This window comes from Pseudothermotoga sp. U03pept (assembly GCF_051235805.1).
In the GTDB taxonomy this organism is placed as follows: domain Bacteria; phylum Thermotogota; class Thermotogae; order Thermotogales; family DSM-5069; genus Pseudothermotoga_B.
Genome location: NZ_JBPNXV010000001.1, coordinates 1,890,743 through 1,914,757, shown reverse-complemented (window position 1 = coordinate 1,914,757; position 24,015 = coordinate 1,890,743). Strand labels below are relative to the sequence as shown.

Here is a 24,015-nt window from a genome sequence, read left to right as displayed (position 1 = left end):
TTGCCCGCCCTCACATCTATAGTTTACTTCGCTCCGAGTATTTTGTTCACATTTTCTGCTGCAACCTTTATTGCTTCCTCAGGCGTGAGTTCGTTCAGCAAGACTCTCTGTACCATGATCTGTATCTGTTCAGAGATTTGGGGATACTGTGGAATAGGTGGTCTTGCAACTGCGTATGGGAATGTTTTGAATATCACTTGCCATTTTGGATCGTTCGCAAGCATTGATTTTGTGCAAACATCCATCCTTGTCGGCATTGGACCACCTTTCTCCTCGACCCACTTCATCCATACATCGAAGCTGGTCAAATATGCAGCAAGCTTCCATGCATCTTCTTTGTTTGGACTGCTTTTCGGTATAACCAAAGCCCATCCTCCAAGCACACTTGCAGGCTGCGAGTCGTACGGATGCAATGCAACAGAATACTTTCCAACTATATTTGGATTGGCGGCTTCAATGAGTGGGAACGACCAAGGTCCACCGATTGACATCGCAACTCTGTTCTGAGCCATCATGTTTCTGTAATCATCTTCGTGGTACTGAATCGCGTTTGGACTCACAGCGTAATTCTTTGCAAGGTCTGTGTAGAATTTCAGAGCCTTCAAGCCTTCAGGTGTGTTAAAGGCTGCCCTCGAATAGTCATCTGTCAAGAGTTTTCCACCGGCTGCGTAGAGGAACATCATGTAACCAAGAGTAGTGTGTTCGGTTTTCGTACCACTCACACCGTAGCCGTAAACTCTGTTCTTTGCATCGGTGATCTTCTGTGCCGCAGCCAAAAGCTCACTCCAGGTCTTTGGTGGGTTGTTCGGATCAAGACCAGCCTGCTCAAACATTGCCTTGTTGTAGAGTAAGAGTCTGCAATCGGTGTACCATGGAAGACCGTACCTAACTCCTTTGTACGTAACTGTGGGCCAAAGATTGGGCCATATCTGCGGTGTACCTTCCCAGTTCTTGATCTGTTCTTCCATTGGCTCAAGCCAGCCTTTTTCTGCAAAGGTTGGGACCCAACCACCCAAGTCTGCGAAAGCAAGATCAGGTCCTTTTCCTGCTTGAAGTGCTGTGACAAGCTTGTCGTAGTAAGTGTCGAAACCAAATAGTTGTACCTCCACTTTAATGCCGTACTTCTGCTCGAACCCCTTGATGACTGAGTTCCAAGTCTCGTCAAGCTCTGCAACCTGTCCACCAACCCAGATCGTCAAAGTTTTGCCAAAACTGAGTACTGCAATAACAATTAGGACGATGCTCAAAACTGACTTCTTCACAATCACACCTCCTCTTGTGGTTACATATGTAACTTACCTATGTAACCTACCAAGAAGAAATATACCAGCTTTAACAAAAATAGACAACCAAACTATTTTAGTGAGAATGAAAGAACAGAAGAGGATGAAAGAGAAAAAAGAAGAAAATGACTATTCTCCAGCCAATTGTTGATCAATCTGAAGGATTTCAATGAAAACCTTTGTACCTGCACCAATCTTAGAGTGGATAGCCCAGCATATACCCATTCTTCGAAGTATGTGCTTGACGATAGCAAGTCCTAAGCCGGCTCCAGAGAAGGTTCTTGCATTCGCTGCCCTGTAAAAACGGGCTGTTATATTCTTCAGTTCTGTCTCTGGTATACCTATTCCCTCATCTTGAATCACCAAGAATCTTTTCTGTGAAAAGATTTTGATGGTGCCGCCGTCTGGAGAGTACTTGATTGCATTTGATATCAGGTTTCTCAAGACTATTTTGAAAGCCTCTTGGTCTGTCTTGATCGAGGCTTTCAGACTCACAACCACAGAGATCTTTTTTTGCTCTATTTTATGCTGATATTCATTTAGAATATCTTTGATTAACTTTCTCAAGCTAATTTGTACTGTTTCAGGGCAGTATTGTTCTTGTTCGATCTTGGATAGCAAGACGAGTTGTTCGACAATTCTTTGCATTCTGACAAGGTGTTTTTCGATCTTGCACAGAGTTTCCCGAACATTCTCCTCTTCCTTTGCTATTTCTACTAAACCTATCATTGCGGTGATCGGTGTGAAAAGTTCGTGTGCAACTGCGTTGACAAAAAATGTCTTTGAGTCTGTCAGGATTTGCTGCTTCTTGTAAGTATCACCGTCTGCTGGGTAAAAAACGATTTGGTCTGGTTTGAGCAGTAAGAGAGGCTTGTACGTTTCGATGATCTCATGCCAATTTGTATCCAACACCGTGCACAGTCACCAACCTTTCTTTGCTCAGTTTTTTCCTGAGCATACTCATATAGACGTCTACTATTCTCTCTGATCTTTCTTCTCCTTGCCAAACTGCATCGAGTATTTCGAGTCTTGTGAAAACCTTTTTTGGATTCTCAAACATGAGCAGCAATATCTCAAATTCTCTACTGGAAAGCTGTATAACTTCATCGCCAATCATCAATATTCTCTCGTGAACAATCAGTTTCATGTCTTTGTGAATCAATTCGCGTTCCAAGAAGGCGTTCTTTCTCCTCAGTACAGCTCTAACCCTCGCTGACAGTTCTCTTGGATTGAAAGGTTTAGTCACATAATCATCTGCTCCCATTTCTAAACCCAAGATTTTGTTTCTATCTTCTCTTAAAGCAGTCAAAACGATTATGAACGTTTTGGGGCACATCATTCTGATCGTCGGAATTTCGTCCATAGCGTCACCATCTGGGAGCAGAAGATCAAGTACAATCAGATCAAAACATCCTCTCTCGAGTTGATCGTACATTTCTTCTATGCTACCAGCAGTTTTCACATCGTGTGACTCAACTTTCAAGTACTTGACCACAACATCACTGACGTCTTTTTCGTCTTCAACAATCAATATTGAAGCCATTCAATCCCTCCAAAGAAATCATGCCAGAAAGTTGTTAAAAAACTTTTATATTTTTTCATTACTGGTAGAACTCCAAGAGGCATAAACAAAGTGAAAACTGAGGGAGGTGTGAGAATGAAGAAGACTTTGGTATTGGTGACGGTGGCTTTTCTTGCAACTTTATTGATGGCTGAGACTTTGATTATCAAAGGATCAAACACCGTTTACCCGATCGCTCAACTTTGGGTGGAAGAGTTTCAGAAGCTATATCCAAATGTAACTGTTACGCTCGAAGGTGCAGGATCGACAACTGGAATAACAGGGCTCTTCAATCAAACGGCAGACATTGCCAACTCAAGTAGATTCTTGAAAGCCAGTGAAGTTGAACAGATGCACAAAACTGGGAAATACTTGGTGCCAATCGTTGTAGCATACGACGGCATAGCTGCAATAGTCAATCCAAGTCTTGGCATTGACAACATTTCTCTGGAAACTCTCAAGAAGATCTACACCGGAGAGATCACCGAGTGGAACCAAGTTGACCCGAAACTTCCAAGCAGACCAATCGTGGTGTATTCAAGAAACACAGCCTCTGGAACCTTCGAGACATGGGTCGAGAAGGTCTTGCATGGTGCAAAGCTCAGCCCAAGGGTTCAGATGCTCGAATCATCTCAGGCAGAAATCGAGAGTGTGGCAAAGAATCAATTTGCAATCGCCTACACAGGAATGGGCTACGTGACAGACAAAGTAAAAGCATTAAAAGTTGAAGGAGTAGAACCCACGGTGCAAAATGTTTTGCGCGGGGTATATCCCATCAGCAGACCTTTGTATGTCTTCATAGATCTGAGCAGATTTGGCAACCTGTGGCCAGAGAAGGGCGTTGTAGCAGATTACATCAAGTTAATTCTCTCGCCAGTAGGGCAAAGGTTGGTAAGGCAAGCTGGATACATTCCTGCGTACGGGACTGGTGATTGATGAAAGATTCTCTTACGATTTTCTTTGTTTTTGTTGTTTCCGTGGCTGCCATGACAGTGGCAGCTGCACTCTTTGGTATAGTTTTTTTCCTATCTCTTGAGTCTACTACTGCAATAAAAGAAGTGGGGCTGAAACTGTTTTCCCCTAACTGGTATCCTGTCTGGAGTGAACCAGAGTTTGGTATCAGAACAATGCTTTTGAATACTCTACTGCTCACTCTTTGGACAAGTCTTTGGGTGTGGTTTATTGGAATAATCTGCGCCTTTTATTTACATCGATTTGCAAAAGGTAAAGAGAAGGAATTTATGCTTAGAATCCTCGAATATGTGAGCAGTATACCATCTGTGGTTCTTGGATTTTTCGGTGTCGTAGTGGTTGGTTCGATGCTTTTGAAATTTGGTTCGTGGACAGCTCAGAACTTTCTCAATGCTTCAATAATGTTAGCTGTTTTGACCTTACCTTTCATGATCAGTTTGGCTTATCAGTCCTTTGAAAAGGTGCCAAGAGAGGTTATCGAAGGGTGTGTCTCACTTGGTGCAAAGGATTTGCATTTGATGTATGTTGAGATAAGACACGCTTTGCCTGGTATTGTGAACGCGATGATGGTAGTTTTCAATAGAATCTTCGGTGAAACGATGATAGTTTTAATGGTGGCTGGAGGTGCAAATATACTGCCGAAATCTTTTCTCGATCCTGTTCGTCCTCTGACGGCGGCACTTGGAAGTGAGATAGGAGAGGTTGAAGTTGGTAGCCTTCACTACAGTTCATTGTTTTTCATTGGCTTTTTGTTATTGATAGGTTCGCTCCTGCTCAATTTGCTCACCAACTATTTCGTGAGAAAGACTGAAAGATGGATTAAGGGGTGAAACGGTGAAGTGGTTCTTTAGAATCGTAGCTTATACGGTCTTTGTAGCACTCGTGATTGTGATTGTAACGATAGTTTTTTCTGGTGTCGGGTATTTGTTCAAACCAGGTTTTTTCACACAGTTTCCAAGATCTGGTATGAGCGAAGGAGGTATCTTTCCTTCACTGGTAGGTTCCTTATTGCTCATCATTGTGGTCTTTCTAATAACGATACCAGTTGGACTTTTTGGCACGATATTCATCAGTGAATTCGCACCAAGAAGGTTTTCGATTCTTCTTCAATCTCTTGTTGCAACGATGAACAGCATACCGTCAATAGTCTATGGTTTGTTCGGTTTGAGTTTCTTCTGTGTAAAACTTGGTTTCGGCACATCTCTGATCTCAGCTTCGTTGACTCTTTCTACAATGGCTATTCCTTTTTTCATGAACAGTGCAGTTGAGTTCACCAGGGCTGTACCAAGAGAGTTGAGAGAAGGCGTAATCGCATTGGGAGCAAACAAGATTCAGTCGACTCTCATGGTCTTGAGGGCTTCGAAGAGTGGATTACTGACAGCTGTGATATTAACACTGGGTAGAGCTTTCAGTGAAACTGCCCCAATACTTGTTACTGGTGCGGTCTTCTATGCCACAAAGTTGCCGAGTAAAATCACAGACCCTGTTATGACTTTGCCAACGAGTATCTACGCGATAGTTATGAACCTTGGCGAAAAGGCTCAATGGATGGCAAAAGGAATGGCAAGTCTCATGGTGCTGATAATGATAGCCATCTATTCTGTGGTTCAGATCTTAAGGAGGAACAAAGATGAATGACGTCGTTTTTGAAATCACAGATTTGCAGGTTTACTATGGAGATCACAAGGTGCTGGATAGGATAAATGCCAAGATAAAACAAAAGTGTATAACTGCTATCATGGGACCGTCTGGCTGTGGAAAGAGTACGCTCTTGAGATGTCTGAACAGGTTGAACGACCTCGTTCAAAGCTTCTCGATGAAGGGAAGTATATTCTTCGAAGGTCAAGATATATACAAAATGAAAGATCTCAACCAGTACAGAAGAAAGGTAACGATGGTCTTCCAAAGACCGAATGTCTTTCCAATGTCGATCTTTGATAATGTGGCATACGGTTTGAAGATAGGAGGTATAAAGAAGAAAGAGATTCTCAAGGAAAGAGTTGAGATAGCACTGAGGAAGGCATTCTTATGGGATGAGGTGAAAGACAAACTCAAGAAACCGGCAGTCCAACTCTCGGGAGGTCAACAGCAGAGGCTGTGCATAGCGAGGGCGCTTGCGATAGAACCAGAGGTGATACTGCTTGACGAACCAACCTCTGCGCTCGATCCGATTGCGACAACCAACATAGAAAGATTGCTTGAAACCATAGCACAGCAGTACACTGTCGTTATAGTGACTCACAGCATGGGACAAGCTTTAAGAATAAGTGACCAGGTGATGTTTTTGTATCAAGGACGTTTGATAGAATATGGTGTAACCTCTGAAGTGGTTAAGGCACCGAACCATGAAATGACAAGACAATTCTTGACAGGAAAGATAGGTTGAAGGTGAGAAAATGACGCGAAGGACAATTCATTACGAGAAAGAGATGGAATTCCTAAATGAGAAGTTAATGGAATTTCTAACCGGAGTAGACAGTCTGTTCGAAAAGACGCTCTTTGCTATCCAATCTTCCAGTGAATATGCCATCAGAGAGATTGAAGAATTAGACGATTACTTTGATCAACTCGATTTGACGATTCAGACAACTGCCTTCGATGTAATTGCAAAATATCAACCACTGGCAGATGATTTGAGATTTGTAGTAGCTATGATTGGTCTTTCGATAGATCTTGAAAGGATCGCTGACGAATGTGTCAACATAGCACAGCTGAGCAGACATCTTCAGCGTGGAATAGAGAGTTTCAACTCCTGGAAGACTCTCAACGAAATGACAAAGATCATTTTGGTGATGCTCAAACAGACCGTTGAGGCTGTTACAAACAAAGATCTCAATCTTGCGGTGAAGGTGTGGAAAAAAGACGACGAAGTCGACAGGTTGCACAACGAAGGACACGAGAATCTCATAGAGCTTGCTTGTCGTGAGAGTAATCCAAGGATGATGAGAGTCTATCTGGAGGAAGCCTTCTTGATAAGACACCTTGAGAGGATCGCAGACCATCTGACAAACGTTTCTGAAAGACTTTACTTCATGGAAACTGGTAAACAACTCAAAGACTTATTCAAAGCCGAGAAAGACCTTGGCAAGACTGAAACAAGTCAGTAGGTCAGCTGTTCTTCAACTTCGAATGATCTTTCGGCTTTGGGTCTTTTCATTCTAAATTCTCTGTTCAATAATCATCAATTTGTTCGTCAAATTATTGCCTCAAAATTGTACTAAGCTTGTGATTGTAAAGATTTTGAAGGAGAAGGATAAATGAAAAGATCCAAAGCAGTTACTTACATGGTTTTCGCAGCAACCTTATGGAGTCTTGCAGGCATACTCATAAAATTGGTTCATTGGCATCCACTGGCGATCGCTGGTACAAGGAGTGCTATCTCTGCCCTGGTCATTTTGGCTTATGTTAGAAAGCCAAAATTCACCTTCAGGACAGATCAACTGCTGGCTGCATTGTTTTATGCTGCCACAGTCTTGCTGTTTGTCTCAGCCAACAAATACACAACTGCAGCTAATGCAATCCTCTTACAGTATGGTTCACCAGTCTATGTTGCGATCTTTGGTTCTCTCATTTTGAAAGAAAAAACAAAGACTGCCGACTGGGTAACGATTGTCCTTGTGATATCTGGCATCTTTCTTTTCTTTTTGGACAAACTTGGTCCGTCGAGTTTTGCTGGCAACGTGATGGGTGTTTTGAGCGGTATTGCATTTGCTTTTCTCATCATCTTTCTACGCAAGCAGAAAGATGCTTCACCGATAGAATCGACAATCATGGGTAACATATTGACGGCGCTCATAGGTTTGCCGTTCATGTTCAAAGGTAGTCCAGATCCAATCGGTTGGGTTGGACTCATTCTGCTGGGTGTCTTCCAATTGGGCTTGTCTTACATATTTTATTCGATTGCCATAAAGCACGTTACTGCTCTCGAAGCGATACTGATCTCGGTAGTTGAGCCAATTCTCAATCCAGTTTGGGTTTTCTTGGCGACCGGCGAAAAACCGAGTGTTTGGGCGTTCATAGGAGGAACGATAATACTTTCCTCTGTGACCTTGAGGTATGCTTTACCCAACCTGATCGCGAAGAGACAAAAGGTGAGTTTCTGATCAATCTGGGAAGATCTTACCCGGGTTGAGAATATTGTTTGGATCGAATGCCTTTTTGATCTTTTTCATCAGTTCGATCTCTGACTTATTCATGAAGATGGGTAGAAAATCTTTTCTCTTCAAGCCCACACCGTGTTCACCTGTCATAGTGCCATCAAGATCAACGGTTACTTGGTAGAGTTCTGTTAGAGATCTATGCATCGATTTTTCCCAATCTTCATCGCTCATCCCATCGGGTTTTAGAAAGGTCACATGGACATTCCCATCGCCTACGTGCCCAAAGTTGAGTACTTCCACACCATTTTTCTTGGCTATTTCGTAGCTGGCTTTGATCAAAGTTGGTATGGTTTTTATAGGTACGCTCACATCTTCCATGCAGTGTTTCGGTCTAAAGGCTATGATGCCCTCGGCTATTGCCTTTCTGAACTTCCAGATCTTCATCTTTTGATGTCTGTTGTCTGCGATGTAAACCTCTAACGCACCCATTTGCTGAAGCTTCTCACCAAGAGAGATGTACGCTCTGGTCAGACTTTCTCTGTCAAGGCTGTCTATTTCAAAGATCAGATGACAATCGGCTCCCTGCTGTGGTATCGTCTCATTCAAGAACTTTGAAGATATTTCGACAGAATATCTATCCATCAGCTCGATAGAGGTTGGCAATATTCCCGATTCACATAGAACCTTCGGTACACAAGCCACAGCGGTCTGCATATCTTTGAAAGGCGTTAGTAGCACAGCTGAATATTTCGGCTTTGGTATCAACCTGAGTATGATCTTCGTCACAATCCCTAATGTGCCCTCACTGCCAACAAAGAGTCTTACCATGTCATAACCCATGACATTCTTCATCATCTTTCCACCAAAGTTGACGATCTCACCTGTTGCAAGTACAACTTCGATTCCCAAAACATGAAAACCAGTTGGTCCATACTTCAAGACTTTCACGCCACCAGCATTTTCTGCCAGATTACCACCTATCGACGAACTCTCACTACTCGCTGGATCTCCCGCATAGAAAAAACCATTCTCTTCTGCAAGTTTTTGTATTTCGTCTGTTATCACACCAGGCTCGACGACGACTGCCATGTTTTCCAGATCCAGTTCAACAATATGATTCATCTTTTCAAGCGAAAGAACTATGCCATTTTCTTTGGGTATTGCGCCTCCTGAAAGACCTGTTCCTGCACCCCTTGGTGTAACAGGGATGCTATACTGATTTGCCAATTTCATTATTTCACTCACTTGTTCCGTGTTCGTTGGGAACACAACGGCGAGAGGCAAAGACTCCTTCACAGAACTTGTTTCATCTTTCGCATACTTTTCAATCTCATCACGATCGACTTTTACATTTTCACAGCCCACAATGTTTTCTATCCTCTTTATGATCTCATTCATTTTCTTCATCCTCCAGCAGCTTTGCGATTTGTTCGAGGGTACTGTACGCATCTGCCACCAATCCAATGTCTGCGACTTTGAAAATAGGTGCATATCTGTCTTTGTTGATGGCTATTACAATCTCTGAAGTCTGCATTCCTGCTATATGTTGCACGGCACCAGAGATGCCCGCTGCGATGTACACCTTTGGTTTCACAGTCTTACCGCTCAAGCCAACTTGGTGGTCGTGGGAAAACCATTTCACATCGACAACCGCTCTTGTTGCTCCCACGGCACCGTTCAAAAGCTTCGCCAAGCTTTCTGCTATCTGTGTGTTCTCCTTTCGTCTCAAGCCCTTTCCAACCGATATTACTACTTGTGCTTCCTCGATCTTCGCCGTTGTCTCTCTTTTTTCTATACCGATGAGTTCACAGTTGTCTTGAACGAAGATCGGCTCTTCAAAGATGATTTTTCCTTTCTTCTTTGGATCTTCGATCGAAAAAGATTTCGGTCGAACGGTCGCCATCTGTGGACGATGATTCGGTGTAATGATCGTTGCCATGACATTCCCACCGATCGCAGGTCTTGTTTGCAGAAGATTACCATCTGTATCAACATCGAGATCTGTACAATCAGCAGTTAGACCCGTTCTAAGTCTTGCTGCGAGCGCAGGCATTATCGTTCTGCCAAAGGTGGTCGCTGGAGCAAGAAGAATGTTTGGTTTGTATTTGAGAACGACGGCTTCGAGATTTATCAAAAACGGATACAATGAGAATCTTTCAAAGATTTCCGACAACAACAAAACAGTTATATCTGCATAGTCAGATGCCAAATCTGCCTCCGGGGATCTATCTGTGATCAAAAAAAGGGCAACTTGAGTGTTGATCTTTTGAGCCATCTGGTCTGCCTTGCTCAAAAGTTCAAGGGCATTTTTGTCCAATCGATCGTTGATAACACCGATCATCTTACCACGCTTCCTTTGTATTCCTTGAGAATTTCAACAACCTTTTTAATGCCTTCGTTCAGTTCTTTTCCGGCATAAACTTTGCAATTTCTGGAAAGTTTCGTGTTGTAGACCTTTACAACCCTTGTTGGAGAACCTTTGAGACCTGTTTGATCACTCGGTATTTCCAAATCTTTGGCAGTGTAGATTTCTATTCTTTTCGACAAAGCCTCTTTCTTTCCTGAAAGCGTTGGAAGTCTTGGCTCGCTGACACTCCTCAAAACGGCTATCAAAGCAGGAAGCTTGACTTTCCAAGTTTCGTATGCGTCTTCTGTTGCTCGTTGAACAACTATATACTCGCCATCTGAGGATAAAAACTTTGAAACGTATGTCAAAACGGGAATGTTCAAAAGCACACCGAGTTCAACACCAACTTGACCTGTCTCTCCGTCTGTGGCTTTTTCACCACAGAGCACGAGATCGTATTCTATCTTCAACTTTTCGATGGCTTTACACAGCGTATAACTGGTTGCCCAGGTGTCTGAACCAGCAAAAGAAGGATCAGAGAGTAAAATAGCTCTGTCAGCCCCAAGTGCGAGTGCATCACGCAAGACTATCTCTGTACTCATCGGTCCCATGCTCAAAACCGTTATGTGAGCTCTGTGAGTTTCTTTCAGCTGAATTGCCAACTCGAGTGCGTGTAGATCAAGGGGGTTTATGACAACATCGAGTCCCTCTCGGATCATCGTGCCTGTCAATGGGTCTATCTTCACTCTGTCGGTGTCTGGAACCTGTTTGATCAGCACCAAGACCTTCATGAACACTCTCCTCTCAGCTGTACATATCTTATACCATGAATGACCATAATGTAAAGACATATTGCCACAGTATCTGATATAATATCTATCAACGAGGAGGAGAGCAATGCGTTTAGAAGAGATGGTTAGCAATCTTTTCATGGTAGGACTTCCGGGCAAGGAGCTTGACACAGACACAATCAAAGTTCTTGAACAGATCAAACCGGGCTTTGTGATACTGTTTGCCAGGAACATCGAGTCTGCCTCACAGGTGCGTGATTTTCTGAAAGGGGTTCTAAAGATCGTCAAAAAACCTGTTGTTTTTGCCATAGATCAAGAAGGTGGAATCGTTACAAGGCTCAGAGATGGTTTTGCAGTATCGTGCGGTGCCATGGCGCTTGCGGCCACAGATGACGAGAACAACGCATACGTTGCTGGGAAGATACTCGCACAAGAGATGAAGGCTTTGGGTATAACTTGGAACCTCGCACCAGTTGTCGATATAAACGACAATCCAAGCAACCCAGGGATCGGCGTTAGGAGTTTTGGCGACACCCCACAGAAGGTTGTGAGGTTTTCCAAAGCCTTTTACGCGGGTCTGAAGGAAATGAAGGTCGCTGCTTGCGCAAAACATTTTCCAGGCAAGGGTAGTGTGAACGTCGATGCACACATCGATATGCCTACTCTTGAGAAAGATTTGTCTGATCTGCAGAGATGGGAACTGGTTCCATTCGTTGAGTTGATGAAAGAGGGCATTGAATCTGTTATGCCATCTCACATACACTTGCCAAAGTTGCAGAGCCAGAGAGTGCCAGCCACAGTCAGCAGAGAGATAGTGACAGATCTTCTAAGAAAAAGGTTGAAATACAGTGGCATAGCCATAGCCGATGATTTGTTGATGGGTGGCGTTATCAAGAAAATGTCCGTCGAAGAAGCGGTGATTGAATCATTTAAAGCGGGTATGGATGTACTGACTGTCTGTCACGAACCTGCGGCTCAACTTTCTGCCTTCAAAACTTTGACGAAGGCTGTGGAAGAATCCAAGGAACTTGAAAATCGCCTCGCAGAGTCATTACAAAGGGTGCAGAGGTTCAAAGATACATTTGCACTGAAAGAGTTTTCTGACGAACCGAATTTCGATCTTGTAGAAGACCAGAAGATCATGGAGTCAATAGCAGAAAAGTCTATAACTCTTATTGCTGATAACGATCAGATGATACCTGTTTTTCTCTCCAAAGATGATTGGGTGGTGACTGTGAAGACCAGCAGACTGGTGCAGGTACAAGAGATAGAGCCTAACATACCGTGGGTTGCCGATAAACTCTCTAAGCGATTTGGTTCAAGATTTTTCGTACTTGAGAAAGACAAAGAATTCGATCTTTCTGCAGATCGATGTGTTTTCTTCACCGAAAATGCTCATCTCTCTGATTGGCAGAGATCGGCACTTGAAAAGGCGAGAAAGAATTTCAAGAAACTCTTGGTTGTTGCTTTGAGAAATCCATATGATTGTTTTGTTGTAGAATCATCTTCAATATGTTCTTATGGATATGAGATGGTATCTCAGAAAGCATTACTCAAAGTATTGCTCGGTGAGGTAAAACCAGTTGGGAAGTTACCAGTGGAGGTGCGAAGATGAATTTGTCGAATCTACCAACAGAGATGCCAAACCTCAAATCAAAGGACCTGGACACGAAAGACACGATCGAAATACTCAAGATCATAAACGAAGAAGATGCCGTGGTAACCTTGGCGATACGCGAAGTTCTCGAAGAAATCAACGAAGTTGTCCAGATTTGTTTGGATGCTCTGAAAAGCGGTGGAAGAGTCTTTTATGTGGGAGCAGGTACGAGTGGAAGAGTGGCTTTCATCGATGCAGTTGAATTGGTACCGACCTACAGTCTTGCAAGTGGTATCTTTATTCCCATCATAGCTGGTGGTAGTAATGCACTTGCCCAGTCTGTTGAAGGAGTTGAAGATGACGAAGAAGGCGCCATGAAAGATCTCTCGGTATACAATCCGCAAAACAACGATGTCGTCATTGGTATTGCCGCCAGTGGGAGAACTCCGTACGTTGCTGGTGCCCTCAGATATGCAAGAAAGTGTGGGTGCAAGACTGCACTGATCTGCAACGTGAAAAATCCATCTCTTGCCCCCCTTGCCGATGTTGTTGTGAGTGCAGAAACAGGTCCAGAGGTTGTGGCTGGGAGTACAAGAATGAAGGCTGGTTCTGCGCAGAAGATGATCTTGAATATGATCAGTACCACTGTGATGGTCAAGATGGGAAAGGTCTTCGATAATCTCATGGTTGATGTGATGGTGTTGAACGAAAAACTGAAAGAAAGGGCACGCAACATAGTTGCACAGATCACGAAAGTCAAGAAAGAAGTTGCATCAGAGTACTTGGTAAAATCTAATTACAATGTGAAGTTGGCTATTCTGATGATCATGAGTGGCAAAAGTCTTCAAGAGTGTCAGATGATAATGCAGAAATATCCAAATCTGAGAGAAGCGTTAAGATCTGTAGGTGAAGATGCTTTTCAAGGATCTTGATCCTTAGTGAAAGAGGGGATAGAGATGGATAAGGAGTACCCGGTGCCGCTCTACTATCGTGTTTATAGAAATTTGAAACAAAAGATCGTAGATGGTTTTTACAAACCTGGGGATCGTATACCACCAGAATCTGAGTTGGTGCAAATCTACAACGTCAGCAGGCTAACAGTTAGAAGGGCTCTCGAAGAGCTCAGATCTGAAGGTTTCATAAGCAGAGCCAAAGGTAAGGGAACTTTCATCACTGGAAGAAAAGAAGAAGAACAGATGAATGTGCTCAAAGGCTTCACAGACAAGGCTAAGGAAGAAGGATTCTCCGTCAAATCTGCTGTGCTCGAGAACAAATTGGTTGAGGTTCCTTTGGAGCTCGCCGAGGTCTTTGGTGTTGAACAGGGTACAATGGTGATCCTGCTGAAACGTATCCGGTACATGAATGAAGATCCTGTCGCAATCGAAAGTGCTTATCTCAACACTGCAGTGGATGTAAAACTTTTGAACATTCTCAAAAAAGACATGTCCAAAGAATCGCTATATGACTTTCTCAGAACAGAGCTCAAGCTTCCTCTGATACGTGCCTATGAAGTTCTTGAGGTGACAGAGATCTCAGGGCCAGATGCAAAACATCTAAACGTTCCTGCTGGAAGTTGTGCTTTGCTTCGAAAGCGTTACACTTACACGTCAGAAAACAAATGCGTTGAGTTCGTCAGATCGATCTACAGAGGAGACAAATACAGATTCAAGATTGAACTCAAAACGACTGGTGTTTTTGAAAAGTAAAAAAACCTAAAGGGGGTGTTTTTGTGAAAAAGTTTTTGGTGGTTCTTTTGGCTACGGTCTTAGTTGCAGTGCTCTTTGCGCAGAAGTCGGGCGGAAGATTGATCATCGCCATGGAGACAGAACCAGTTGGACTAGATCCACATCTTGTCACGGCATTTGCATCTCACAGGGTGCTCGAGAATATCTACGACGGTTTACTTCGTTACGGTGAGAACATGAAATTGATACCAAACATCGCCGAGGAAGCTCAAGCAGTAGATCCTTACACGATCGTCTTCAAGATCAGAGAAGGTGTAAAATTCCACGATGGAACACCCTTGACCGTTGAAGACGTTCTTTTCACCTTTGAAAGGATATTGAATCCAGACACCAAGTCCCCTGCTGCAGCTTATTATCAAGATGTTGAGTCCATCAAGGCAATTGGTGGTAACAAGATCGAATTCAAATTGAAAAAACCTATGGCGAGCGCGCTTCTGCCAAACTTTGCTGGTGTGAACAGCTCGATAGTGAGTAAGAAGTTCCTCGAATCTGGTAAAAACCCGCAACTTGAGACCAACGGAACTGGTCCCTTCTATTTGGCAGAGTACGTGCAGGGTAATTACATGATTTTGAAAAAGAACCCCTACTATTTTGTGAAAGATCAGCCTTATCTGGATGAAATCAAAATTGTCTTTATGCCCGAGGAAGTTTCCAGGGTAGCGGCTCTGAGAAATGGCGATGTGGACATAGCAAAGGTCAATGAGCCACTTAACTTGAAACAGTTTCCTGAAGGCAAATTCAAGGTATACAGATCACCAGTGCTCAGTTATTATCTGATAGGCATCAACACCACGAGAAAACCATTGAATGATCCAAAGGTCAGAAATGCTCTCAGTTATGCCATTAACAGAGAAGCCATCATAAAGGTAGTTGCTTTCTCTGAAGGAGTTGTCACTGGTCCACTGAATCCGGCAGTACAACCTTGGGCACTTCAACCAAAAGACTTTGAAGAATACAAGTACAACCCCGCAAAGGCAAAGGAGCTCTTAGCACAAGCGGGTTACCCAAATGGCTTTGAATTTGAAATAGTGACTTCCCAGAGATACAACTTCGATAAAGTTGCAGAAGTGATTCAGGCTCAGCTCGCAGAGATTGGAGTTAAGGTGAAGATCAACTTAGTTGAATGGGGCATATTCATAAAGAGGTGGCGTGAGAGCGATTTCGATGCCTTCATCTCTATGAACAGCGGTTCCATCGAACCTGATATCCAATTCTACAGAACCTTCCACACAGGTGGCTCGACAAATGTGTTCTTGTATTCTAACCCGCGAGTGGACGAACTTCTTGAATTGGGTAGAAGCACCGTTGATGTCATGAAGAGAAAGGAAGTATACGACGAACTTCAAAGAATATTGGTCAAAGAATCTCCTATCATTTTCCTGTACAGTGCTAATCAAATCTTTGTGAGCAATACTTCTATCGATGGTTTCAAACTACTTCCGAACGAAAGTCTTGTCTTTCTGAGGGAGACGTACAAAAAATGAGTTTTAGCTATCTCCTGAGACGTGTTATCACGTCGGTGCCGACTGTGTTCTTCGTAGTTTTTGTAGTATTCATAGCAATACACCTGGTTCCAGGCGATGTCGTTGATATGATGCTTGGAACCCAAAACTACCTAACGCAAGAGCAGATAAATCAGCTTTACAAACAGTACGGCTTGGACAAGCCATTGATAGTTCAGTTCGGTGTGTGGTTGAAGAATCTGTTTGCTTTAGACTTTGGTACATCTTTGAGGACTGGCAAGAAAGTGATAGATTTGATCTTCGATCGATTCCCTGTAACACTTGAACTGTCTATTCTGTCGATGGTTTTTGCGAGTGCGATCGGAATACCTTTAGGTATCGTTGCAGCTATCAAGAAGAACTCCTTTATCGATGGCTTAGTGAGAATCGTTGGTTTGATAGGACTTTCGTCCCCATCCTTTTGGGTGGGGGCGATTTTGATTGTGATCTTTTCCGGTACTTTCAAAGGTTTCAATATCTTTGGTTACGTGCACATCGGTGAAGATTTTCTGAGAAACCTTCAGGTTATGTTTCTACCAGCTCTAACCCTTGGGCTCATGTTGGCAGCACAGATCATGAGAATGGCAAGATCGTCGATGCTCGATGTACTGCAACAAGAGTACATAAGAACTGCAAAGGCAAAAGGCGTGAGCTACTCGAAACTGATAGGAAAACACGCACTCAAGAATGCACTGATACCAATTGTGACACTTTCGGGAATTCAACTTGGTTATCTCTTAGCGGGAACAGTTGTCATAGAGAACATGTTTGCCTTGCCAGGTCTTGGAAGACTTCTTTTGCAGGCAGTCAACGAAAGGGATTACCCGGTAATTCAATTTGTAGTGATGTTCATAGCGATTTTAATAGTGATATTGAATATTCTGGTTGACTTCATCTACACGCTGATCGATCCTCGTGTCGAACTGAAGTGAGGTTTTTTTATGAACAGAACTTTGAAGAAATTCCTCAGAAGACCTCTGAATATCATATCGATCGTTTTGATAACACTAATCGTTGTTGTAGCAGTCTTTCCGAGCAGATTTACCCCTCTCAATCCTTATTCGATGGATTACGATGCATTTCTTGAAGGACCGTCTTTAAAACACATCTTTGGTACCGATCAGTTTGGTAGAGATATATTTTCAAGGTGCCTTTATGGACTTCAGAAGAGCGTCATAATAGCCTTCAGTTCAATTCTACTGGCTTCAAGTATTGGAACGATTCTTGGACTAATCGCAGGTTATTACGGTGGGCTTTGGGATTTGATCATCATGAGAATCTGTGACGGTTTTTTTGCTTTTCCTTCTTTGATATTGGCGTTGTTCATCGTGGCACTTTTTGGCTCAAGCTTGCTCAATTTGATAATCGCTATAGGCGTGGTCTATGTCCCCATCTTTGCGAGGACTGTACGCGGTGCAGCTCTTTCGGTGAGAGAAAGTCTTTTTGTAAAAGCGTCAAAGGTCATTGGGAAAAGTAGTTTGAAGATTATGCTCAGCGATGTGCTACTCAATCTTTCGTCTGTGATGATAGTCACCTTTACAACAAATCTTTCTACTGCGTTTTTGACGGAAGCTTCTCTGGGATTCTTAGGTTTAAGCGTTCCTCCACCAGAACCGACGCTTGGTGGGCTTGTAGGACAGGGTACAGCTTTCTTGATGAGTGCGCCGTGGATAGCTCTCTTTCCCGGCCTTGTTATAGCCGTTGTCGTACTCACTCTCAATATCCTCGGTGATGGATTGAGAGATGTTTTGGATCCGAAGAACAGATGATCGCAGTTCATCATATATGTCTTGTTGAATTCAAGATCAATCGAGCAGACTCTTCGCCGTGGAAAGACTTGTTATTAACCCTGAAACCCACCCACCTTTCAACGCGGCTTTGAGTGGTAATACTTTTTCTCTGCCAGCAGCCATGACCACGAATATCGGTATCCTCTGAATGGCGTTCCAGTCTATGGAGACTATTCTGTCATCAAGAGGGGTTTGAACAGGTCTTCCTTGTTCGTCGAAAAATCTCATCAAAACTTCTCCAACACAGTTTTGCTTTTCAAGCTCTCTCAACATTTCTTCAGAAACCAATTTTGTCTTCAAAAGCGTACTTTCTTGACCCATACATCCCATGCCAACGAAGGCTATATCGACCTCGGAAGCCTCTTTTAGGGCTTTTTTTATAGAAGGTTCTTGTTTTATCGAAGGATTTTCGACAAGTACAGGCACTGCCAAAGGAACGTATTGAGCACAGACTGCTTCAGCTAACATCCAACTTATACTGTATGGGTTTCTTTGACCCACGAAACTACCTGTCAGATCGTAGACACAACATTTGTGAGAAACTTGCATGCTTTTTTTGTTCAAATATGGAGCCATGGAACTAACAGTTGTGCTCCATCCAAGTCCAACCTTTGAAGGTTTGTGTTCACTTATGAACCTCAACAAAGATTCAGCGCCGAAGAGCCCAAGTAGATCTCTGTCCTCTGGCGCCACGACGGCTATTTTCAATTTAAAGCGCCTCTTCAGTTCTTTTTCAACAACATAATACTCAGGAAGAGATTGCGCTATTCGAATCTGTACTATTCCGCGCTCTTTGGCTGCAGAGAGTAACCTGCTCACCTTTGTTCTTGTTATACCAAGTTCCTCAGCTATTTCTTGTTGTGTGTATTCGTCCATGTAATACATCCAAGCGACTATGGTCAGTAAATCTTCATAATTTTGAAAACCGAGCATCGAAGATTCTCTCCTTCAGAGATCACTCAATCATAGTTTATTCTTTTTGCGAACATGGAGATTGACAGATCTTTTCAATCTGTTTTCTGAAAGCTTTAACGTTTTCTGTGAGATCTGAACTCATCTTGTGCAGAGCGCCTCCTATCAGAAGTACTACATCTTGCCCATAAAAAGAAATCATATCACCAGCGAGGCTAACATTCATCCCTCCGGCGGGTGACGGGAAAGCCTTTTCAAAACGACCAAAAGGTTTTTTCAGTCCTTGGTCTATTTTGCGGCAATCTTCTTGCGAAAAGGTAAAACGTCCACCATAGTTCGGGAATATCACCACATCTGATCCCAACATGCGCTGTACACTCCCAAAGAGTATACCGAAGTCCATAACAGATAGATATCCACCCATGAATGCCGGGTGACTCAGGATGGGGAGTTCAACAGCTTGTCTCAGCGATGCAAGACTGCTGAAACCACAGAGAGCAGGTGCCACAAGTAAAGCTCCGCTTCCGATCTTCTCGACAAACTCTGCTCGTGCTAACATAATCTTTTCACTGGTCGTTATATTTGGAGCATAGATCGTGTGAAAGCCTGTCTCTCTGTTTGCTCTGTGAACTGCCTTTGTCACCTTCACAACTCTTTCTTCGAATTTGGAAAAAGATTGATCAGCAAGGCCATGGTCGTCTTTTATGATATCTATGCCCCCAAGCGCTATTCGATACGCCATTTCGGCGAGTTCATCAGCCGAAAGACTCATCGGTTTAATAGCCGTTGCAAGCAATGGTCTATCGTGTACAGACAAAAGTTTTCTCAATCCTGTAATGCCATATCGTGGTCCTGGGAAGATTTTCTCCACAGATATCGAAAGTTGCAGATCAACTATTTTCAAATCTGGGAACAAACTACAGTTTCCCATTATTACGTTGAAAAACTGACTCGATTCCTCTCCTACAACTTCGACGGGATAACTTATTGTAACGACCGTAGAGTCTTGACTTTCAGAGATTTCTTCAATCTTCCCTAAGACGTTTTTTCTGATTGACTCTCCGGTGAGTTCTACAGGAAACTCTATAGTCTGTTCAACGCAGATTGCCTCGGCAATCTCCTTGGCTCTATCAATACTTTGTGCTATCTGATACACAACTCTGAATCGTTCATGACTGAAATGGTACTTGGTTTCGTACTTTATCATTTAGTTCACCTACCGTATCACAAATCTTCTGACTTTACCAACTGCTCGATTTCGTCGATCTGTGGTTCAATGAGATCTTGCTCTGTGATATTCAATTTCTGCCCTATGAGGTCTTCGATAGTTTTTACCAAACTCATCGCATCGATTTCGTAATATTTCATCAGATACTCTTTACTGCCGCCATGCGCATAGGTATCCTTCAAACCTATTCTCACAAGTCGCTTACCCAAGCCTCGCTCGCTCATGAGCTCTGAAACTGAACTGCCAAGTCCCCCAATAACGGTGTGATTTTCCATCGTGATGACACCATACTTTGCCTTTTCAATCGCGTTGAGTATATTTTCATCGGTAAAGGGCTTGTGTGTTGAGATGTGCAGATGTTCTATCGAAACACCCTTTTTCTTCAGTACTGGTATAACCTTCAGCGCTTCTTCAGTCATGATGCCACTTGTCAGTAGAACAAGATCGTCTCCTTTGCTCAAGACTCTGCTCTTGCCAAGCTTCATTGGTTCTTTGAACAGTCTTGGTATCTGTCCCCTCAGCTGTCGAATATAAACAGGTCCATCGACTGATTGCGCCACGTCCAAAACACTCTCGACTTCAGTTGCATCGCCGGTCTCGAGTATGGTCATATTCGGGACGGTTCTCAGAATTCCAATATCGTTTATCGCTTGGTGGGAGGCACCTCCTGGTGTGGTTATACCGGGAAGGAACCCGAATATTCTCACCTTCAAATTTGGGTACGCTATGCTCATTTCTATTTGGTCTAAGGCTCTTCTGTACATAAAAACCGCAAAAGTGTGTACAAAAGGAGTGAATCCTTCTCTTGCCATACCACCTGCTGCGCTCATCATGTTCTGTTCGGTCATCCCAAAGGAGTAAAATCTATCGGGATATGTCTCTTTGAACAACCCTATCTCTGTTGAATTGGTTAAGTCTGCTGAAAAGACGACCACTTCTGGTTTATCTGCCGCCCATTTCACGAGATTCTTTTCGTGAACTCTTGCTTCTAATCTCATAGATTCACACCCCCAAACTTCTCTCGAAGAAAGCGCTGAAGTTCACTCTTTTCTTCTTCGTTGTTTATTCTTACAAAATGAAGCTTAGGTGCCCTTTTGTTCAATACTTCGATTTCTTGGCAGGGATTGGTTCGAGCAATGATGAAGAGGGGTTTTCCTTCGTGTGGAGTGTTTGCCGCGTTGATGAGTTGTTGTATATCATGACCGTTTATCTCAACAGCGACTGCTCCAAAGGACTCTAATCTTTGCTTCAGTGGTTCTATTTGATTCACAGTACCGATCTTCCCATCTGCCGATTGACCGTTTGCGTCTATGATCACCTTCACCGTATCGATTTTGTAAAAAGACAACGTCTCGACGGCTTCCCAAGTTTGTCCTATCATGAATTCGCCATCGGACATCACAACCCAGTTCTTACCAGTCTCACCTTTTCTTTTTCTCGCCATCGCAATTCCCAAAACTTGTGACAAGGTCTGTCCAAGGGAACCAGACATCAGCTCATGACCAGGGGAATGATCAGCACCGATCATTTCGACGGTACTACCATCTCTGTTGAACATTTCCAGTCCTTCGGCATCCATGCGTCCCGTTTCAACAAGGGTTGCGTACAACACTAGTGCATAGTGCACAGGGCTCAGGAAAAATCTATCAAGATGAGGTTCTTTTGGACCATTATAGAGATATCCAGAAAAGTAGCTCTTGTTGTTCTTTGAAGGTACTCCACAGAAAGCGGGTGGGATCTTTGGGGCTAATGATGGTCCGATGTTCATTAATTCAGTGTAAAGGGTGGCAAAGATCTCTGCGCTCGAGCAAGCTTGTGATAAATAGCCCCCTCCGTTTCTTATCGTGAACTCAAGTACTCTCCGCCTTATTCCATTCGCTATTCTTTTCACACTGTCGATATCCATTTGCTTCACCTCCGAAGCTACGTTGACTCAAAGAGTTTACTGAGATTCTCCTCAAAAGGTGGATAAACGATTCCCTTTTCCGTGATGATACCGCTGATCAACTGTGCAGGAGTTACGTCGAAAGCTGGGTTGAAAACCGAGCTTTCTTGTGGTGCAACCAAAGTACTACCTACGCGGCGTACTTCGTCGGCACTTCTCTCCTCTATCGGAATATCTTCACCTGTAGGTGTTTTGAGATCGATCGTACTGGTTGGTGCAACGACATAGAAAGGCACATTGTGATATTTGGCAACTATAGCGAGGTTATAGGTTCCAATCTTGTTTGCAGTATCGCCATTTGCCGCTATTCTGTCTGCGCCAACAAGAACCAGGTCAACTTTGAATTTCTTCATGACCAGACCACTTGCCCCGTCGACGATTATCGTGTGAGGAATGCCGAGTTCTTTGAGTTCCCAAGCAGATAATCGAGCACCCTGTAGTCTGGGCCTTGTTTCGTCCAGAAAAACGTGTATTTTCTTACCGATTTCATGTGCATAACGTATAACACCAAGTGCGGTACCATAGTCAACAGTCGCTAATGACCCCGTATTGCAGTGATGAATAATCTTTGCACCGAATGGGACCAACTGTGCACCGTTCTTGGCGATCTGTTTGTTCATTTCCACATCTTCATTTTCAATTTTGATCGCCTCTTTTTCCAAAAGAATCTTCAACTCCTCCAAAGAACCGTTGAATTGATCCCAAATTCTCTTCATTCTGTCCAAAGCCCAAAAGAGGTTCACGGCTGTGGGCCTTGAAGAACGAAGAATCTCGTCGGCTTCTCTAAGTCTTTCAAGTGGATTATCATCCTTGGAGAGTTTCCGAGCACAGAGAACTATTCCGTAGGCTGCGGCTACTCCAATTGCCGGAGCTCCTCTAACGATCATCTGACTTATTGCCTTGGCAACCTCTTCAGCTGTTTTCAGCTCGAGGTAGGCTGTCTGTTCAGGTAGATTTCTTTGATCCAAGAGTACCAATCTGTCGCCTTTCCATTCTATGGATCTGAATGTACTCAAATTATTTCCCCCTTTCAGATGAGTGGTTTTGATTGGTTGACGATCTGCGATAAATCCTCAATCTTCTCGAATTCCTTCCACGAGTAGATCCATTTAATAGCGACATCCAGAGCTATACTCTCTGCCTTCGCTCTGCTGTTTTCATCCGCTATTGTCCAGAAATCGTGAACGTGTGCCATTCCTATGGTTCTTCTGAATATCTCAGCAGCACCGAATCCAGCCGATTCTTTCAATAATCTCCGCATGTAATCTTTTTTATAACTCTCAGAGGGCCATTCACCATTTGAGTCACTTTCCCATATTCTTTCAAATTCCTGCTGAAAGACCTTCCAAGTTTCATCGAAAGAGCTGAGTATCCACTGTCTGTATGAGTGTCTTGTTGATTCTGTTCTATGAGCCTCCTGAGCCGCATAAGCGATCACCAAGTTTGCGAAATACGTTCCTATATCATGCGCCATGGGACCATAGAAGGCGAACTCTGGATCGATCACCTTGGTTCTTGTTTCATCAAGCATAACTGATCCAGTGTGTAGATCGTTGTGAATCAGTGCCTGTGCTTTGGTCATGTAGAGTTCTTTGAAGTAGAATATTTCACCCCTGATTCTGTCATCCTGGTGAATTTGTCTCACTATATCACCGAGTGGCTTACTCCATTTGTTGTTGGGGTGATCTATATAGGGTTGTGTGAAAACCAGGTCTTCTTGAACTTTGCACAGAACGGGGTTTGTAAAGTTGATCACCATTTCTTTCTTTTTTCCCGAAGAAAGATGAAGATCAGAAGTGTAGAACAATGTCCTTGCCATGAAGATTCCTATGTGTTTTGCAACCATTGGAAAGACTTTACCTTCTATTAGAGCTTCACGCATCACTTTCAGCTCTTTGAGGTCCTCTATGACCAAGACATGTGTCTTGTCATCGTAAAAGTAGATCTTTGGTACCTGTTCTGGTACGTACTGCGATTCTATTTTGAGAGTTTCGTATTCTATTCTTTGTCTATCAACTGGCATTTTGAAATCTGGATAACGCCAAGCATACGGCAGAGCCTGTTTTAATATAACGGAATTTCCATTGTCGGAGTTTCGAATGCGGAATATCAAATTGACGTTGCCTTCGGAAATCAGTTCAGGTGATAAGTTCCCTCGCCCCAAAACTGTTTCTCGCAGGTTGGTTCTTTCTACATATTCCAAAACACTTTTCTCATTCAGTGGCTCCATTTTTCGATACCT

The 24,015-nt window shown here is 43.3% G+C and carries 24 protein-coding genes; 12 read left to right on the top strand and 12 right to left on the bottom strand.

The window, feature by feature from the left end; translation table 11 throughout:
- Positions 1-23: 23 nt before the first annotated feature.
- From ACSFC1_RS09385 to ACSFC1_RS09375, 3 genes are all read right to left on the bottom strand, one after another.
- Entirely contained in the window at positions 24-1,262 is a 1,239-nt protein-coding gene (locus ACSFC1_RS09385; RefSeq protein ID WP_435565840.1) for an ABC transporter substrate-binding protein, read from the bottom strand.
- A gap of 150 nt (positions 1,263-1,412) precedes the next feature.
- Complete coding sequence (locus ACSFC1_RS09380) at positions 1,413-2,195, bottom strand: sensor histidine kinase (RefSeq protein ID WP_435565839.1); 783 nt, start codon at positions 2,193-2,195, stop codon at positions 1,413-1,415.
- Entirely contained in the window at positions 2,173-2,826 is a 654-nt protein-coding gene (locus tag ACSFC1_RS09375; RefSeq protein ID WP_435565838.1) for a response regulator transcription factor, read from the bottom strand. The genes ACSFC1_RS09380 and ACSFC1_RS09375 overlap by 23 nt, the downstream gene beginning before the upstream one ends.
- Positions 2,827-2,940: 114 nt before the next feature.
- Between ACSFC1_RS09375 and ACSFC1_RS09370 the strand changes: the two genes are divergently transcribed.
- The 6 genes from ACSFC1_RS09370 to ACSFC1_RS09345 all read left to right on the top strand — a co-directional run bounded on the left by ACSFC1_RS09370 (position 2,941) and on the right by ACSFC1_RS09345 (position 7,919).
- A complete protein-coding gene (locus ACSFC1_RS09370; protein ID WP_435565837.1) occupies positions 2,941-3,780 on the top strand; it encodes a phosphate ABC transporter substrate-binding protein PstS family protein in 840 nt (279 codons plus the stop codon).
- The gene (locus ACSFC1_RS09365; protein WP_435565836.1) at positions 3,780-4,646 is read left to right on the top strand and encodes a PstC family ABC transporter permease; all 867 of its coding nucleotides are present in this window, start codon (positions 3,780-3,782) and stop codon (positions 4,644-4,646) included. The genes ACSFC1_RS09370 and ACSFC1_RS09365 overlap by 1 nt, the downstream gene beginning before the upstream one ends.
- A 4-nt stretch (positions 4,647-4,650) precedes the next feature.
- Complete coding sequence (locus tag ACSFC1_RS09360) at positions 4,651-5,454, top strand: PstA family ABC transporter permease (RefSeq protein ID WP_435565835.1); 804 nt, start codon at positions 4,651-4,653, stop codon at positions 5,452-5,454.
- Positions 5,447-6,202 (top strand): phosphate ABC transporter ATP-binding protein PstB, encoded by a 756-nt coding sequence (gene pstB / locus ACSFC1_RS09355; RefSeq protein WP_435565834.1) that lies wholly within the window; start codon positions 5,447-5,449, stop codon positions 6,200-6,202. The genes ACSFC1_RS09360 and pstB overlap by 8 nt, the downstream gene beginning before the upstream one ends.
- A 10-nt stretch (positions 6,203-6,212) precedes the next feature.
- Complete coding sequence (gene phoU / locus ACSFC1_RS09350; RefSeq protein WP_435565833.1) at positions 6,213-6,923, top strand: phosphate signaling complex protein PhoU; 711 nt, start codon at positions 6,213-6,215, stop codon at positions 6,921-6,923.
- Positions 6,924-7,073: 150 nt separating this feature from the next.
- Positions 7,074-7,919 (top strand): DMT family transporter, encoded by an 846-nt coding sequence (locus ACSFC1_RS09345; protein ID WP_435565832.1) that lies wholly within the window; start codon positions 7,074-7,076, stop codon positions 7,917-7,919.
- Here ACSFC1_RS09345 and ACSFC1_RS09340 read toward each other — a convergent pair whose 3' ends face one another.
- From ACSFC1_RS09340 to ACSFC1_RS09330, 3 genes are read right to left on the bottom strand one after another with little or no spacing between them, the layout of a single operon-like run.
- A complete protein-coding gene (locus ACSFC1_RS09340; protein ID WP_435565831.1) occupies positions 7,920-9,314 on the bottom strand; it encodes an FAD-binding oxidoreductase in 1,395 nt (464 codons plus the stop codon). It lies immediately after the preceding gene.
- Positions 9,307-10,257, bottom strand: coding sequence for an electron transfer flavoprotein subunit alpha/FixB family protein (locus ACSFC1_RS09335; RefSeq protein WP_435565830.1), 951 nt, complete (start codon positions 10,255-10,257; stop codon positions 9,307-9,309). The genes ACSFC1_RS09340 and ACSFC1_RS09335 overlap by 8 nt, the downstream gene beginning before the upstream one ends.
- Positions 10,254-11,054: an electron transfer flavoprotein subunit beta/FixA family protein gene (locus ACSFC1_RS09330; protein WP_435565829.1), complete on the bottom strand. Its 801-nt coding sequence runs from the start codon at positions 11,052-11,054 to the stop codon at positions 10,254-10,256. The genes ACSFC1_RS09335 and ACSFC1_RS09330 overlap by 4 nt, the downstream gene beginning before the upstream one ends.
- Before the next feature lie 106 nt (positions 11,055-11,160).
- On the opposite strand from ACSFC1_RS09330, the gene nagZ reads away from it, so the two are divergent.
- The 6 genes from nagZ to ACSFC1_RS09300 are packed head-to-tail and all read left to right on the top strand — an operon-like array spanning position 11,161 to position 17,667.
- On the top strand, positions 11,161-12,669 hold the full coding sequence (nagZ, locus tag ACSFC1_RS09325; RefSeq protein ID WP_435565828.1) for a beta-N-acetylhexosaminidase: 1,509 nt from the start codon (positions 11,161-11,163) through the stop codon (positions 12,667-12,669).
- Complete coding sequence (gene murQ / locus ACSFC1_RS09320) at positions 12,666-13,583, top strand: N-acetylmuramic acid 6-phosphate etherase (protein ID WP_435565827.1); 918 nt, start codon at positions 12,666-12,668, stop codon at positions 13,581-13,583. The genes nagZ and murQ overlap by 4 nt, the downstream gene beginning before the upstream one ends.
- A 24-nt stretch (positions 13,584-13,607) precedes the next feature.
- Positions 13,608-14,357, top strand: coding sequence for a GntR family transcriptional regulator (locus ACSFC1_RS09315; protein ID WP_435565826.1), 750 nt, complete (start codon positions 13,608-13,610; stop codon positions 14,355-14,357).
- Positions 14,358-14,380: 23 nt separating this feature from the next.
- Positions 14,381-15,880, top strand: coding sequence for an ABC transporter substrate-binding protein (locus tag ACSFC1_RS09310; protein ID WP_435565825.1), 1,500 nt, complete (start codon positions 14,381-14,383; stop codon positions 15,878-15,880).
- Positions 15,877-16,830, top strand: coding sequence for an ABC transporter permease (locus tag ACSFC1_RS09305; protein WP_435565824.1), 954 nt, complete (start codon positions 15,877-15,879; stop codon positions 16,828-16,830). Before ACSFC1_RS09310 ends, ACSFC1_RS09305 begins: the two co-directional genes overlap by 4 nt.
- 9 nt (positions 16,831-16,839) lie before the next feature.
- Positions 16,840-17,667, top strand: a complete 828-nt coding sequence (locus ACSFC1_RS09300; RefSeq protein WP_435565823.1) for an ABC transporter permease — start codon at positions 16,840-16,842, stop codon at positions 17,665-17,667.
- A 36-nt stretch (positions 17,668-17,703) separates the two neighbouring features.
- Here ACSFC1_RS09300 and ACSFC1_RS09295 read toward each other — a convergent pair whose 3' ends face one another.
- From ACSFC1_RS09295 to mtnK, 6 genes are read right to left on the bottom strand one after another with little or no spacing between them, the layout of a single operon-like run.
- Positions 17,704-18,621 carry a sugar-binding transcriptional regulator gene (locus ACSFC1_RS09295; RefSeq protein ID WP_435565822.1) on the bottom strand — a complete coding sequence of 306 codons (918 nt, stop codon included), beginning with the start codon at positions 18,619-18,621 and terminating at the stop codon, positions 17,704-17,706.
- Positions 18,622-18,658: 37 nt separating this feature from the next.
- Positions 18,659-19,807 carry a RuBisCO large subunit C-terminal-like domain-containing protein gene (locus ACSFC1_RS09290; RefSeq protein WP_435565821.1) on the bottom strand — a complete coding sequence of 383 codons (1,149 nt, stop codon included), beginning with the start codon at positions 19,805-19,807 and terminating at the stop codon, positions 18,659-18,661.
- 17 nt (positions 19,808-19,824) lie between these two features.
- Positions 19,825-20,826, bottom strand: coding sequence for a transketolase family protein (locus ACSFC1_RS09285; protein ID WP_435565820.1), 1,002 nt, complete (start codon positions 20,824-20,826; stop codon positions 19,825-19,827).
- The gene (locus ACSFC1_RS09280) at positions 20,823-21,734 is read right to left on the bottom strand and encodes a transketolase (RefSeq protein WP_435565819.1); all 912 of its coding nucleotides are present in this window, start codon (positions 21,732-21,734) and stop codon (positions 20,823-20,825) included. The genes ACSFC1_RS09285 and ACSFC1_RS09280 overlap by 4 nt, the downstream gene beginning before the upstream one ends.
- 17 nt (positions 21,735-21,751) lie before the next feature.
- The gene (gene mtnA, locus ACSFC1_RS09275) at positions 21,752-22,789 is read right to left on the bottom strand and encodes an S-methyl-5-thioribose-1-phosphate isomerase (RefSeq protein ID WP_435565818.1); all 1,038 of its coding nucleotides are present in this window, start codon (positions 22,787-22,789) and stop codon (positions 21,752-21,754) included.
- Positions 22,790-22,803: 14 nt separating this feature from the next.
- Positions 22,804-24,003, bottom strand: coding sequence for an S-methyl-5-thioribose kinase (mtnK, locus tag ACSFC1_RS09270; protein ID WP_435565817.1), 1,200 nt, complete (start codon positions 24,001-24,003; stop codon positions 22,804-22,806).
- Positions 24,004-24,015 lie beyond the last annotated feature (12 nt).

Bases quoted from the DNA above. Each gene is read 5' to 3' on its own strand.
- ACSFC1_RS09290 (WP_435565821.1), bottom strand. From the start codon at position 19,807: ATGATAAAGTACGAAACCAAGTACCATTTCAGTCATGAACGATTCAGA.
- ACSFC1_RS09375 (WP_435565838.1), bottom strand. From the start codon at position 2,826: ATGGCTTCAATATTGATTGTTGAAGACGAAAAAGACGTCAGTGATGTT.
- pstB (WP_435565834.1), top strand. From the start codon at position 5,447: ATGAATGACGTCGTTTTTGAAATCACAGATTTGCAGGTTTACTATGGA.
- phoU (WP_435565833.1), top strand. From the start codon at position 6,213: ATGACGCGAAGGACAATTCATTACGAGAAAGAGATGGAATTCCTAAAT.
- ACSFC1_RS09300 (WP_435565823.1), top strand. From the start codon at position 16,840: ATGAACAGAACTTTGAAGAAATTCCTCAGAAGACCTCTGAATATCATA.
- ACSFC1_RS09370 (WP_435565837.1), top strand. From the start codon at position 2,941: ATGAAGAAGACTTTGGTATTGGTGACGGTGGCTTTTCTTGCAACTTTA.
- ACSFC1_RS09330 (WP_435565829.1), bottom strand. From the start codon at position 11,054: ATGAAGGTCTTGGTGCTGATCAAACAGGTTCCAGACACCGACAGAGTG.
- ACSFC1_RS09285 (WP_435565820.1), bottom strand. From the start codon at position 20,826: ATGAGATTAGAAGCAAGAGTTCACGAAAAGAATCTCGTGAAATGGGCG.
- ACSFC1_RS09280 (WP_435565819.1), bottom strand. From the start codon at position 21,734: ATGGATATCGACAGTGTGAAAAGAATAGCGAATGGAATAAGGCGGAGA.
- ACSFC1_RS09295 (WP_435565822.1), bottom strand. From the start codon at position 18,621: ATGCTCGGTTTTCAAAATTATGAAGATTTACTGACCATAGTCGCTTGG.
- ACSFC1_RS09340 (WP_435565831.1), bottom strand. From the start codon at position 9,314: ATGAATGAGATCATAAAGAGGATAGAAAACATTGTGGGCTGTGAAAAT.
- nagZ (WP_435565828.1), top strand. From the start codon at position 11,161: ATGCGTTTAGAAGAGATGGTTAGCAATCTTTTCATGGTAGGACTTCCG.
- ACSFC1_RS09345 (WP_435565832.1), top strand. From the start codon at position 7,074: ATGAAAAGATCCAAAGCAGTTACTTACATGGTTTTCGCAGCAACCTTA.
- ACSFC1_RS09315 (WP_435565826.1), top strand. From the start codon at position 13,608: ATGGATAAGGAGTACCCGGTGCCGCTCTACTATCGTGTTTATAGAAAT.
- ACSFC1_RS09305 (WP_435565824.1), top strand. From the start codon at position 15,877: ATGAGTTTTAGCTATCTCCTGAGACGTGTTATCACGTCGGTGCCGACT.
- ACSFC1_RS09365 (WP_435565836.1), top strand. From the start codon at position 3,780: ATGAAAGATTCTCTTACGATTTTCTTTGTTTTTGTTGTTTCCGTGGCT.
- murQ (WP_435565827.1), top strand. From the start codon at position 12,666: ATGAATTTGTCGAATCTACCAACAGAGATGCCAAACCTCAAATCAAAG.
- ACSFC1_RS09335 (WP_435565830.1), bottom strand. From the start codon at position 10,257: ATGATCGGTGTTATCAACGATCGATTGGACAAAAATGCCCTTGAACTT.
- mtnK (WP_435565817.1), bottom strand. From the start codon at position 24,003: ATGGAGCCACTGAATGAGAAAAGTGTTTTGGAATATGTAGAAAGAACC.